This window comes from Megasphaera sp. SW808 (genome assembly GCF_012027795.1).
Classification (GTDB): Bacteria; Bacillota; Negativicutes; order Veillonellales; family Megasphaeraceae; genus Megasphaera; species Megasphaera stantonii.
The window spans coordinates 21,468-35,399 of sequence record NZ_SJOT01000001.1 but is presented as its reverse complement, the minus strand read 5'-3'; the positions used below and the strand labels follow the sequence as shown (position 1 = coordinate 35,399).

General features: G+C 49.9%; 10 protein-coding genes. All 10 read right to left on the bottom strand.

What is annotated here, in order from left to right; translation table 11 throughout:
* Window positions 1–6: 6 nt before the first annotated feature.
* The 10 genes from E0L13_RS00125 to E0L13_RS00080 all read right to left on the bottom strand — a co-directional run bounded on the left by E0L13_RS00125 (window position 7) and on the right by E0L13_RS00080 (window position 13,497).
* Window positions 7–294, bottom strand: coding sequence for a hypothetical protein (locus tag E0L13_RS00125; RefSeq protein WP_095629999.1), 288 nt, complete (start codon window positions 292–294; stop codon window positions 7–9).
* Between the two features lie 25 nt (window positions 295–319).
* Window positions 320–1,414, bottom strand: coding sequence for a rod shape-determining protein (locus tag E0L13_RS00120; RefSeq protein ID WP_346766143.1), 1,095 nt, complete (start codon window positions 1,412–1,414; stop codon window positions 320–322).
* Window positions 1,371–2,645, bottom strand: a complete 1,275-nt coding sequence (gene murA / locus E0L13_RS00115; RefSeq protein WP_107196417.1) for a UDP-N-acetylglucosamine 1-carboxyvinyltransferase — start codon at window positions 2,643–2,645, stop codon at window positions 1,371–1,373. Before murA ends, E0L13_RS00120 begins: the two co-directional genes overlap by 44 nt.
* A 353-nt stretch (window positions 2,646–2,998) precedes the next feature.
* Complete coding sequence (locus tag E0L13_RS00110; protein ID WP_168059472.1) at window positions 2,999–3,331, bottom strand: type II toxin-antitoxin system PemK/MazF family toxin; 333 nt, start codon at window positions 3,329–3,331, stop codon at window positions 2,999–3,001.
* A complete protein-coding gene (locus E0L13_RS00105; RefSeq protein WP_168059470.1) occupies window positions 3,325–3,567 on the bottom strand; it encodes an AbrB/MazE/SpoVT family DNA-binding domain-containing protein in 243 nt (80 codons plus the stop codon). Before E0L13_RS00105 ends, E0L13_RS00110 begins: the two co-directional genes overlap by 7 nt.
* A gap of 276 nt (window positions 3,568–3,843) precedes the next feature.
* Window positions 3,844–4,809: a class II fructose-bisphosphatase gene (gene glpX, locus E0L13_RS00100; RefSeq protein ID WP_168059468.1), complete on the bottom strand. Its 966-nt coding sequence runs from the start codon at window positions 4,807–4,809 to the stop codon at window positions 3,844–3,846.
* Window positions 4,810–5,949: 1,140 nt separating this feature from the next.
* Window positions 5,950–6,573 carry a sigma-70 family RNA polymerase sigma factor gene (locus E0L13_RS00095; RefSeq protein WP_168059466.1) on the bottom strand — a complete coding sequence of 208 codons (624 nt, stop codon included), beginning with the start codon at window positions 6,571–6,573 and terminating at the stop codon, window positions 5,950–5,952.
* Between the two features lie 107 nt (window positions 6,574–6,680).
* Complete coding sequence (locus E0L13_RS00090) at window positions 6,681–8,072, bottom strand: YadA C-terminal domain-containing protein (RefSeq protein ID WP_168059464.1); 1,392 nt, start codon at window positions 8,070–8,072, stop codon at window positions 6,681–6,683.
* 227 nt (window positions 8,073–8,299) lie between these two features.
* On the bottom strand, window positions 8,300–13,036 hold the full coding sequence (locus tag E0L13_RS00085) for an ESPR-type extended signal peptide-containing protein (RefSeq protein ID WP_168059462.1): 4,737 nt from the start codon (window positions 13,034–13,036) through the stop codon (window positions 8,300–8,302).
* Window positions 13,033–13,497, bottom strand: a complete 465-nt coding sequence (locus E0L13_RS00080) for a hypothetical protein (protein ID WP_168059460.1) — start codon at window positions 13,495–13,497, stop codon at window positions 13,033–13,035. Before E0L13_RS00080 ends, E0L13_RS00085 begins: the two co-directional genes overlap by 4 nt.
* Window positions 13,498–13,932: the final 435 nt, after the last annotated feature.

The window sequence follows — 13,932 nt, the reverse complement described above, 5'->3', positions numbered from 1 at the left end:
TTCCTCTTATTTCTCTTCCACAATAATTACGGCAGTTCCCCGCTTGACAGCCGTTCCCGGGGCTACCAAAACCTGCTTTACGACGCCGTCAGAGGCGGCTCGCGCTGCCGGCATAGGACCGGCCAGGGAATCGACGGTCAGCAGGACGTCGCCCTGCTTCACTGCCGTCCCGGCAGGAGTAATGGAAACGACCGTTCCGCCTAATACAGACGGATACGAAACGTCGGCGGCAAAGGCCGCCGCGGCGCTCATGCACAAGGCAGCGGAAACCATCAGGGTACGCAGCCATTTCATGTCAAATCCCTCCTTAGATACATGTTTATATATCTTCAAAACTATCTTTCAGCTGATTCATGGCCTGGAGCGACTTGCCGGCTCCGTTAGCCACGCACAGCAGCGGCTCGTCGCACAGGTACGCCGCCATGCCCGTCGTCCGGGAAATGAGGCGGTCCAGTCCGTCGAGGAGCATGCCGCCGCCGGTCAGGACGATGCCGTGGTCGGCAATATCCGCCGCCAGCTCGGGCGGCGTCTTTTCCAAAATGGACAGGACGGCCCGCAAAATCCGCTGTATGGGCTCGTCCAGAGCCCGGCGGATTTCCTGGGAATCGATGTCCATGACGACGGGCAGGCCCGTCTCCGTACTGCGGCCGCGGACGTCCGCCGTAAGGCTGCGGCCGTCGGGCAGGGCCGTGCCGATGAGTATTTTCAGCTCTTCCGCCGTGCGGCTGCCGATGGTAATATGCTTTATCTTTTCCAAATAATGGATAATCGCTTCGTCAAAGGTATTGCTGCCGATGCGCAGGGATTCGCTGATAACGATGCCGCTGAGGCTTAAAATAGCCACGTCCGTCGTGCCGCCGCCGATATCGATGACCATGGAGCCGTTCGATTCGGCAATATCAAGGCCTGCGCCGATAGCCGCCGCCAGAGGTTCTTCCATGACGACGGTCTTGCGTGCCCCGGCCTTGCGGGCCGCTTCCATGACGGCGCGCCGTTCGACATTCGTAATGCCCGACGGCACGCAGATAATGACCCTCGGCTTGAAAAACAACGCCTTGCCAATGGCCTTGCGGATAAAATACTGCAGCATGTACTCCGTCGCGTCGTAATCGGCGATGACGCCGTTCTGCATCGGATGGTAGGCGTGAATATGCCGCGGCGTCCGCCCCAGCATCGACTGGGCTTCCCTGCCGATGGCGACGACCTGATTCGTCGCCTTGTCGACGGCGATGACCGCCGGCTCGTTGACGACGACGCCCTGATGCTTGACATAGACGAGGACGTTCGTCGTACCCAGGTCGATGGCGATATCGCTGCCCAGCCAGTTCGCCAGGGACAGTGAATGCGCCAGGCCGGAACGGGCTTTTTTCTTAGTTTTCTTCTTCGTCAATATTGACCCGAACAATATCAGCACCTAACCTTTGTAATTTCAATACGAGATTATCGTAGCCCCGGTCGATATGGTACAAGTACCCGACTTCCGTTTCGCCTTCAGCGACGAGGCCTGCCAGGACGAGAGCCGCGCCGGCGCGCAGGTCCGTCGCGTTGACCGCCGCCCCTTTGAGCTTCGGCACGCCTTCTACGATAGCGCTGCGCCCTTCAATACGGATTTTCGCCCCCATGCGCTTAAATTCGTCGACGTGCATGAAGCGGTTTTCAAAGACTGTCTCCGTAATGACGCTCGTGCCCTGGCAAATCGTCGCCAAGGCCATGAACTGAGCCTGCATATCTGTCGGGAAGCCGGGATAGGGCAGGGTCTTGACGTCGGCCGGGCGCATGGGAAGGTGTCCGATGACCCGGATGCCGTCGATATCCTCGATGACCTCGGCCCCTACTTCCTTCAATTTCGCCACGACGGGCTTCAAATGTTCCGACAAGGCGTTTTCTACGAACACGTCGCCGCCGGACATGGCCGCGCCGATCATAAAGGTTCCCGCTTCGATGCGGTCGGGAATAACCGAATGCGTCGCGCCTCGCAGCTCCTTGACGCCTTCAATGCGGATGACGTTCGTGCCGGCGCCGCGGATATTGGCCCCCATGCTGTTCAGATAGGTCGCCAGGTCGACGATCTCCGGCTCTTCTGCCGCATTTTCCAGGACGGTCTTGCCTTCAGCCAGCGAAGCGGCCATGAGGATGTTTTCCGTCGCGCCGACGCTGGGGAAATCGAGGTAAATCTGCGCCCCCTTCAGGCCGTTGGGAACCGTCGCTTCGATATCGCCGTTTTCCAGGTTTATGACGGCGCCCATGGCCTCAAAGGCCTTCAGATGCAGGTCGATAGGCCGAGCGCCGATGGAACAGCCGCCGGGCAGGGAAATCTTCGCCCGGCCTTTGCGGGCCAGCAGAGGCCCCATGACCAGGAAGGACGCCCGCATGCGCCGCACGAGGTCGTACGGCGCCGACGTCGACGACAAATTCGACGCGTCGATTTCCAGCACGCCCTTCTGCGGATTTTCTATATGAACGCCAAGAGATTCGATGACGTCGCAGACCGTGTGGACGTCGTCTAATTTCGGAATTTCCGTCAATGTGCTCTTCGTCGTTCCCAGCATGGACGCGACGATAATCGGCAGCACGGCATTTTTAGCCCCGCTGACGCGAACAGTACCCATTAAGGGCTTTCCACCATGAATAACCAGCTTCTCCAATTCCGGTGCCTCCTAAACAGAATTCGATATATAAGACAGGCAGGATGCTTCGGCAGCTAAAAAGACGCGGCACTCTGCCTATTGTGATTTTATTTACTATCAAGTCATTGTACCATAAAAGGTAGGAAACTAAAAGAGGTGGACAGGGAAAAGATAAAGCTCTTACAATCAATTTACCTGATATAAAATGATTTGTTATACATCGTAATATGTCTTTAGTACGAAGCAGATTGCCTGTCCCAGTACCAGACCGTTCTTTCTGATACAACCGTTACGCTTCTTTCCCTACTGTAAAGTAAAAATGGAGTTGCCGCACGAAGAGGAAATAATTCTTCATTCGGCGACAGCCCCGTTTATACCGGAGTATCAATCTCAGCGAATATAATGTTAATAACTTGTTGCAAAATATTGTCAGGTAATTGCTCTATGACTCGATAGGTTCTCGCCTCTATATCCAGAGCCCGGATATGTTCGCATAAAATACATCCCGTGGTTTTCGTTCTTTCATCCAGCGGCACATGCAGAGGGAAATGATTCATCGTATTTGTGATAGGGCAAACAATTACCATGCTCGTCTTTGCGTTGAATGTGTCATTGCTGACGACAACGGCTGGGCGATACCCTGCCTGTTCATGTCCTGCACGGGGATTCAAATTTACTTTGATAATTGTTCCTTGTTTTACCATATTTCCTTACCTACCGGGTCGCCCCAATCGACCGTTTCTTTTTCGTATGTGCCGTTATAATTGGCAAACAATTCTTCAATCGTCTTCCTTTTGTGCGGTTTGATGATAAGGTTGCCGCCCTGTGCAGACATTTCCACCACTTCGTTATCATCCCAATCCAGTATATCAATGATATTCTTCGGGATTCGGATGCCTTGAGAGTTACCCCATTTTTGAATTTTTACCGTAACAGCCATGCCTCTCACTCCCTTCTGTATATACATAGTATATACCACAAAAAGAAGAGATTCAACGAATTTAAGATTCCACCTCTTCATACTTCAGCTCTAAAACGTCTTTTGGCATTATCTGCACAGTATCTTTGGTTCGGGCCGACTGCAAGTAACTGTACAACTTTTTATTTTATAATACTATTAGTCCTGAACAATAGCAGTATCTACTAACCAAGAGTTTTCTAATTGCAAAAAAGAGACTCCCTTGTGAGGAGTCCCTTCGCGTTATGCCGAGCAGAATTACAAGTGAATGCTCCATTTCGCGCTCTTGTCGAAGCGGTGGAACGTGTCGATAAAACGAATCGTGCCGCTCTTATAGCGCATGACGACAGAGTTGGTACGAGCGCCGCCGCCGAAATACTGAACGCCGCGCATCATCGGCGTATTCGTAATGGCCGTCGCCGAGAAAATGCAGTCGTCGCCCTTGACCAAGTCGTCAATCGTCATGACCTTGTTCAAATCCATAATGCCCATTTCGTAGCACCGCTTCCGTTCTTCATCGGTGTACGGAATCAGGCGGGCCTGCATATCGCCGCCGAGGCATTTGAGAGCCGCCGCGGCAAGTACGCCTTCCGGCGCGCCGCCGATTCCCATGAGGACGTGAACGCCTGAGCCTTCAATACCTACGTCGACAGCCGGAGATACGTCGCCGTCCGTAATGAGCTTGATGCGCGCGCCGGCATCACGGCAGTCGTTGATAATTTCCTGATGCCGTTCGCGATCGAGGATGACGACGGTCAAATCATCAATGCTCCGTTCCAGCCCTTCGGCAATGCGGCGCAGGTTTTCCTGCACGGGCTTGTTCAAGTCGATACGCCCCTTAGCACGCGGCCCGACGCAGAGCTTTTCCATATACATATCCGGCGCGTGAAGCAGATTGCCCTTGCCGGCAATGGCGATAACGGCAATAGACCCATCCTGCCCCTTTGCCGTTAAATTCGTCCCCTCCAGAGGGTCGACGGCAATATCTACGGGCGTGCCGCCGGCGCCGACTTTTTCGCCGATATACAGCATCGGCGCTTCGTCCATTTCGCCTTCGCCGATGACGACGGTTCCGTCGATAGGCACGCTCGACAAGATCGAATGCATGCCGTCGACAGCCAGCTGGTCTGCCCCCATCTTGTTGCCTTTCCCCATGAGTCGGCCTGCTTTAACGGCCGCCGCTTCCGTAACGCGAACGAATTCCAGTGTGAGCACTCTGTCCATATTCCTGCCTCCTGTTGCTATACGATTAAGCCGGAGCCTGTACCTGTCCGCAAATCCGCCGGCTCATCGGGCTTGCGGCAGCATATCCCGCATCATGCGATGCCTTTCATGCTGTACTACTTCTACGCTGTCTGGATAAAGTCCTGCCCCGGGAGTTTGTATAAATATAGTACACTTTATTTAAGAGAAAGCATAAAAAAACGCCTGCCGAAGCAAGCGCCGCCATGCTAAAAACGTAACTATACGTTCTATATGTATCTAATACGTTCTATATGTATTTAATACCTTCTATATGTATTTAACACTCTCCGTTCCTTCCAATACACTACTGCGTACACCAGACGGCCGGCGGTAATCATGCCCCGGAAGAGGAGTGATGTGTATGGATTCTATCAATACTACCCTAGTATTGCTGATAGTGTTGTTCTATCTCATTTCGCATAAACAAAAGTAGCCGCCCTGCTCCCCAGCAACTGCGACTACTCTTGTTCGTAAATAAATAGGGCTAACCGTTTGTCAGCGCACCTCCTTTTTCCTTATCATAGCATGGCCCTTCTCCACCGTCAAAGCATATGCAAATTTAGCAAACATATGATTTATCCGTCTCTTGACACAACGCAGCCTTTCCTGTACGCTATCTCAAGAGGTGCTGCGTACACCAAACGGCAGGCGGTAATCATGCCCCGGAAGCGGGGTGATGCGTATGGATTCTATCAATACTACTCTAGTCTTACTGATAGTATTGTTCTATCTCATTTCGCATAAAACAAAATAGCCGCCCACTAGTCCGCTAAGCTATTGGCAGCTATTTTGCAAATGTCTTATGGGGGCTGACCGTTTGTCGGCGCAGCGCCTTGTTTTTTCATCTTTATTGTACGAAATGACGGGACGGCCGTCAAGTATCTTTTCTGTATAAGATAGTGTAAAGTTGTTGTGGGAATTTTTTTGACAGGCCATTTTTGATGGTTCTCTTAACCTGTTAATATTACTACTATAGTTACGTTATAGACAGCATACAGCAACGTGCTGAACTAGCATTCCCGTTGCGTTATATATTCTTCAACTTTTGTACACTAAAGTTTTCCCACAATTATTTTACGCTGTCTCAAAAAAATCTCAGCAAATTGTATGGCCTGTCGCCTACAGCTGCCCGTCTGGACGCAGCGATCCATAAACCTCACCTTCTCCACCGCCGTGACAGCCTATGGCCTCATGAAACTTTGCCATGGCCGCCTTCGTCAGCTTATGGGCCTGCGACAGGGACAGGCCGCAGCGTTTGGCGACGTCGCCGTAGGTCAGGTCGGCGAGATAGCGCAGGCGGAGAAATCGCCGTTCTTCCTCCGTCAGGCTGTTCAGACACTTCCGCACCATATCCTTCACCTCGGATACTACGGCTTGCCGGTGCGGGTCCTGCTCGTCGCCAACGGATAGTTCCAATGCCTCGGCGATCTCGTCGATATGAAGGGCCGTCTCCACCGACTCCATATAGGCCTTAAACCGCCGGCTCTCCCTTTTAAAAACCCGGTCTACAGCCCGGCGGAAGGCCTTGTGAGCTTCGTCGCCGCAAGTTACGTCGAAGGCATGGACGCATTCTAAAATCGCCAGCTGAGCCACCGACACGGCTTCGTCCAGCGAATCATAACAGTACCGATGCCGCCGGGCGTACTTACAAATCAAGGGCCGGAACTGCTGTAAGATCAGCAATACCGCCTCTTCCTCGCCTTTCTGAGCACGGTCTATCCATTGGCATACGGTTTGATTCATGGGACATTCCTCCTTTAAATGGATAAAATGATAGAAAAAACGAGCCGAGGTTTCCCCCGACTCGTTTCGTATATGCTGCGCCAACGCGCATTAGTTATTACTAGTAATTATGCGTTTTGGTTCGCTGCAACCTGTTCCATTTCCGGTTTGAATTCTTCTACCAGTTTCTGGTCGACCTGTACGCCTTTACTCATGGCATTGTAGATGATTTCAGCCATTTCATAACGGGTCATGGTGCGGTCGCCGTGGAATTCGCCGTCAGGATAGCCCTCTACGACATTGTTGCCAGCCAGCTTCGTGACGGCTTCATATGCCCAGTGGTTTGCCGGTACGTCGGGGAATTCCTTGCTCAGAGACGTATCGATAGCGCCCAATACGTTCTTCAGATTTTTGTTTTCCTGTTCCAAAGCAGCGATCTTCTGATCCATTGCTTCGAGACGAGCCATGACGTCGTCCGATACGGACTTGCCAGAAGCGCCTTCGCCAATGCGGAAGGTTACGCCTAAGTTGCCGGCCGTCTTGTGGTCGCCATCGAAGGATGTTGCGCCGCCCAAGGAAATCATGACGTCGCGGTTGAAGTGATAGAATGCGCCGATAGCAGCTGCCTGCGTGCTGTCATAGGAACCCATAGCAGCCGAAAGCTGGAACTTAGAGCCCGTGCCGTCATAATCGAGGGGATGCAAGCCTGCCAACGCAGCGGAGATAGCGCCAACCTGATCGATTTCGCCGCCGAGGTCATCTACACGGCTGTCCAATGCGCTGATAGCCTGCGTATTGTTGTTAATCTGAGCATAGTTCTGATTCACAGCTTCCGTTAAGTTGGAAGCATTCGTATTGCTCAGCACGCCATCACCGACAATCGTCTGAACTTTCCCAATATCCTGCGTATGTTGCTGAACCGTATTATTTATATTGTTTACGTTCGTATGAAGTGTATCAATCTCTTGGCTATTTGTTGCAACGGTTCCCTGAAGTTCTGTAATCTTACCAGTATTTGTATCAGCCGTTGCCTGAGCAGTATCAGCAGCTGCTTGAGCCTTCATTATATCTATTTCTTGTTCTCCTACCTTACCCTGCAGGCTTTCAATATTACCGGTATTTGTATCGACTTGTCCCTGAAGCTCCGTAATCTTACCAGTATTTGTATCAGCCGTTGCCTGAGCAGTATCAGCAGCTGCTTGAGCCTTCATTATATCTATTTCTTGTTCTTCTACCTTACCCTGCAGGCTTTCGATATTACTAGCATGCTGTTCAGTTACGTCTTTGAGCTCACTGGCCTGTTTTTTTACATCTTCAAGATCTCCCTTCATGCCATCAATACCCAAAGCCGCTCCCATCTTATCACTATCAACATAATAACCCGGTACTTTATGATCAGGCCTAAATATATGATCATGCATAACGGATACTTTTTCTGCCTGCACACCGCTGACTCCAGCCGTCAAAGCCATGACCGCCAAAACAGCTGCCATACTTCTTGCTTTTTTACTCATTTTCATAAATAATACCTCCTGTCAGTCAGCCATTCCGGCGCCGTGCCTTGCAGATAATGTAAAGCTTGTCTGCCAAGGCACGGCCGGATTATGCTGCTGAAAAAATTTATATAACACGACTTTTTTTTGCCGTGTTTCCCAATCTAACGCCTAACTAACGTTGTCATGGGGAGGCGCAATCCCGATCATCTCCTGACTGACAAGGTGTGCGCTCTTCCCATGTCAGTTAGGACTTAGTTTACCCGTACGCGTTCAATCGTCGGGTTGCCGTCTTTATCTTTCGCTACCGTTGCGATGTGGAAGTATTCCAGTTCCGGCTTGAATTCTTCCACCAGACGAGCGTCTACTTCTGCGCCGGCTTGGATGGCGTTGTAGACGATCTGGGCAAATTCATAGCGAGTCATGGTGCGGTCGCCCTTGAATTCGCCGTCGGGATAGCCTTTGACTAAGCCGCTCTTCGCCATAGCTTCCACAGCTTCATAAGCCCAGTGGTTTTCCGGCACGTCCGGGAACATGGTCGTCGTATCCGTTTCGGACTTGACACCGACCAAGGCGTTAACCATCGCCGTCAGCTTCTGGATCTGAGCGTCCTGCTTAGCCACGATGTCGCGCATAGACTTGATTTCCTTGGCCATGGCGACGCGGGACGTAGAAATGCCGTTGCCTTGTCCAATCTTGAAGGATACGCCGGCATTAACCATGTTGTCATCGTTGCCGACAGTGCCGCCGACGCTGAACATGGTATCTTCGTTCGGACGGTAGAATGCGCCGATAGCTACGGCACTTTCACCGCGGTAATTACCATACCCAGCAGCGAAATCCCACTTGTCGTCGGGATCGAAGTCGAGCGGATGAAGAGCTGCCAAGGCCGCTGCGCCTGCGCCGACCTTGTCGATACGGCTGTCCAGTTTGTTAATAGAGCCGTTCAAGACCTGAATGTTATTGTAGTTGTTGATAGCCAAATCGCCGACTGCACTGAGCTGGCTGAAATTAACAGCGTCTGTCGGAGCGGAACCAGCCGCAACGTTGTGAATCTGCGTAAGATGCTGATTGCCTTTTTCATCTTTGTAACCAAGGCTGATGCTTTCTTTATTTACCGATCCATCTTCGTTACGGTCATACTGAACTGCAGCTTCCGTAGCGGCTTTCAACTGGTCTTCCGTAGCGGCCTGACCATATACGATGTTATTGGCATCCCAAGTCTTATTGGACAGGCCATTGATCGTACCGCTGTTGTCCTTATTAATGGTAATATTGCCAGTTGAGAAAGAGCCTGCGCTGATATTTCCAGTCGCATTAATCGTACCTTCACTACCCTTGATAGAGATAGAACCTTGTCCTTCTTTACCGCCTAAGGTAAGATCGTCTTTCAGTGTAACTTTATAATCTGTGCCTCCAACCCCATTAGTACCGTTCGGCTTAACATCAATGTTGTCGCTACCGCTAACAGAGCTATGCTGTCCAGCTATTGTAGTTGCGCTATTAATAGCATCATCCAAATTATGGATAGCATCCGTTACGGAAGTATCTCCCGTTTCATTCTTGGCATATGTCGTATCGGAGAAATCGCCATCACCGACTTTATCATCCAGATTATTCACGGCGTCTACAACAGACGTATCTATGCTGTTTCCGTTTTCATCCTTGTTCTTCAGATCGTCATGAATCTGCGTAACATCACCGAGATCCGAAGCCGAAGCAACATCCTTAATCGTAACGGTGTCAGTTTGTGTTACATTCCCATCTTTATCTATCGTTCCGACACCTAAATTGACTTCATTCTTATCGTTGACAGTATATGCACCGTTACTTCCGGTTTCTTGATTTTCAATTAGGTGCTGGTCACTGGCAGCCATTTCTGTTTTAGCAGCACTAACCGTATCCTTCAGCAAATCGACGTTAACAGCCGCACTGCCGTTACCGTTAATGTCAGCATACGCTACGTTTGTAATCGTTGTGCCGCCCGAATGGTCTTCTGACGTATATGGATTCATCAACTCAATTATTGTAGGATCTACTTCTCCGTCTTTCGTACCATATTTAACAGCAAGAGAATCTACCTCTGCCAGCTTTTTCGCACTGGCAATATCACGAATCGTAAACTGGTTTCCAGCCGTATCGGCAATGGTAAAGTTTTGTCCATAAACATTGTCAGAAGATGTACCAATCGGAGTAGATGTAGAATTTGCTACATCCAGGGTCGTATTGGTGAAAGTCAACGGATTACCGTTTGCATCTTTTTGATTAGCGTCCGTAATCGTCCAGTTGCCTTTATTGTCGTCACTGTCGTCATCGGCTGCTACTGCTAAGTTATTCTTTGCAGCTATAACATCCCCAACAGTATCCGTTGTAACAAGGCCATCAATCGTAATGTCGTACGTAGCATCGCCGTACCGGTCTTTCCCCGTCAGCGTGACCTTGCCGTCCGAAGCTGTCTTATCCTGATCGTCTAATGCATAATCATGGATCTTACCAGTCAGCGATACTGTGCCCTTATCCTGCTGGCTCAGTGTAATTGTTCCGTCGTCTTTGATCGTGCCGCCCGTAATCATGTCGCCTTCTACGGTGCTGACTCGGTCTCCGAGGTCAATAACGCTGGTATTGAGATTGGTAACACTCGTATTCACTTCCGTCAGCTTCTGGGCGCTGGCTACGTCGTCGATGACCGCCGTATTCCCGGCCGTATCCGATACGGTGTAGGTATAGCCGCTATCCTTACTGCCTTCCTTTTTAACGGCATCTGCCAAAGTCGTGTTCGTGAATACCTGTTCGCCTTCCGGCTTGCTCGTATCCGTGATCGTCCAGCGGCCTTTTTCTCCGGCTGTTACTTTCAGGTTATTGCTGCCGGCGATTTGTTCACCAAGGGTGTCTTCCGTGACCAGCCCGTCAATCGTGATGTCGTACGTAGCGTCGCCGTACCGGTCTTTCCCCGTCAGCGTGACCTTGCCGTCCGAAGCTGTCTTATCCTGATCGTCTAATGCATAATCATGGATCTTACCAGTCAGCGATACCGTGCCCTTATCCTGCTGGCTCAGTGTAATCGTTCCGTCGTCTTTGATCGTGCCGCCCGTAATCATGTCGCCTTCTACGGTGCTGACTCGATCTCCGAGGTCAATAACGCTCGTATTCATTTCCGTCAGCTTCTGGGCGCTGGCTACGTCATCGATGACCGCCGTATTCCCGGCCGTATCCGATACGGTGTAGGTATAGCCGCTATCCTTACTGCCTTCCTTTTTAACGGCATCTGCCAAAGTCGTGTTCGTAAATACCTGTTCGCCTTCCGGCTTGCTCGTATCCGTGATCGTCCAGCGGCCTTTATCCCCGGCTGTTACTTTCAAGTTGTTGCTGCCGGCGATTTGGTCGCCAAGGGTGTCTTCCGTGACCAGCCCGTCAATCGTGATGTCGTACGTAGCGTCGCCGTACCGGTCTTTCCCCGTCAGCGTGACCTTGCCGTCCGAAGCTGTCTTATCCTGGTCGTCCAATGCATAGTCATGGATCTTGCCAGACAGAGTAATACCAGTATTGTCATTTTCGCCTTGTTTTAAATTAATGGTACCATCAGCATTAATGGTACCGCTTGTGACGGATTTTCCACCACCGAGTTTGTAGTCTACGCCGTTAATGGACAAGCCATCTAACGTAGCCCCTGCTTCAGCGGTACCTTCGCCAACTTTCCCTACGACTTTCGAACCCCCTTCTACCATAAAAGAGTCTTTGTCATTGGCAAATTGGATTGCAACATCTTTCCCATCTGTTCCACCAGTACTGGTAATAGTAACGCCTCCTGCTACTGTTTTTACAGGATTGCCTTCAGCGTCATATTCTACATATTCTTTCCCATTCCAATATCCACGACGGAATAAATCTATAGTACCTCCATTTTCAACAGTTCCTAATCCAATTTCAGTGATAGCTTCACCTTTAGCCATATAAATATTGTCTTGCAATCCATTAACAATCTTTTCATGCTCGCCCATCGTCATATTGGACATAGACATATTCGAACCAGTTATTTTTGTTCCCCAGTAACTGTAATATTTTTTTGTCGTTTCATCATATCCAGTCATCAATACTTCGTTATTAAGGCCAAATACGTCCCCATCATAGATAGTTCCATCAGAATTAAAAAAAGCGCCTAGTGATCCATCAATGACATACAAATCCTCTGTCGATACAGTTATTCCTCCGCCGTATTGACTAGTATTATATGTACCATCCTCTTGCATATAAACTCGTTTAAAATTATCAAAATCTCTCCAACTACTAGCGCCACCTACATCAACATAGCCTTTTCCATTATCATTGATATAGTAATTGAAGCCTTTGGGTACCTCTGTTCCACCGCTGTTTACGGCTCCACCGTACATACCGGCATCTATTTTATGCAGTTCATTACCTGTCAGAGTCGTATGTTTAGCATCATCTGTAATAAGAACTTGGCTTGACGATATTAAACCTTCATCATCTGCATTGTCGTGTTTTTCACTATCAATGATATATGTATCTTCTGGAATCTTAGGATTATCTGTTTCAAATCGCGGTTCGTCTTTGATGGTAATGGTGTATCCTTCACGAACCCAATATGAATGTTCTGCACCTTTATCATCTGTCACATTTACCCAAGTATAGTTATGTTCTACTCCGTTAGCGTCTTCAAATGTTCTGGTATCGCCTTCTTCATAATAATGAGTTTGAGGCCGCCAACCACCAGTAGTATAAGAATTATTACTATAATCAACAAGCACTGCTATATATTGTCCAGCCGTAGTCGCAGCCCCTTCTGCAGCATATCCTATATACGGCACGGCAACCAGCGAACCAGTCAGCATAAGAGCTGCCGCCAAGGCGCGCCATGTGGCTTTACTGGTCGTCGCCGCGCTGCTCCGCTTGCCGTCCCGATGGGCCAGTTCGGATACGACGACGTACTGGTGTTTTACTTTACTCCATATAACTTTATAAATCCGGTTCATACTATGTCCCTCCTATCAACAGAGTTACGTTTTACGTTTACATGTAATGTGTTTTTATTTCGATGCAGAGAAAACCATTTTTCCCGGCAGGCCTGGCTGCAGAAGATCGTCCGCTTGTCCTTCGGCTCCGTGATCTCCACGAAGGTTCCGCAGTTGCGGCATTGGAAGGCTCTCCGGATGACGACGGAGCTGACCTTCTTGGAATGCTTCCAGTACAGGCGCTCGCAGTGAGCCGAACAGAACTTGATGCGCCGGTCCGTCGGCTCGGTCACCCGCACCAGCTTGCCGCATTTCAGGCAGCGGAAGGTGCGCAGGGCTTCCTTCTTTCGCGACGAACGGACATGATTGTTCGCGCCGTGCCGGTGGGCGTAGCGGCGGCAGTAGGAACTGCAGTATTTCTGCGTGACGCGGTCGGCCGTAAATTCCCGGCCGCACACGGCGCATACAGCCTGCCGCTTCATCGGTATCCCCCGCTGTCTCCAGCAATCATATACCGCGTCGTCCCTATACAGGCACGCAAAAAAGACAGCATACGCCTATGCTGCCTAAAAAACACATTATATATTACAGGGCACACGTATCCCCGGATGTTAGTTACAATAAGGGCATGATAAACAGAGGAGTACGTTTTATCACTACGGTACCCCCCCCCCCGTATTAATATTCATATTCATACGGTTTGATACGGTATTCCTGCATGTTAAACGGTTCCAGCCAGAGATCATGTCGTTCACCTCCTCTTATGAGTTTTAGTTTATCATATATGATAGTAAATTACAATATCCCCTGATACATTAAATATATGATATGTAATACGGGATATTTTAAATTTTTTATGAACTAGTCGTTTTGTTTATGATTAAAACTCATTATAAGCGCTGATAAAATCAGTTTAG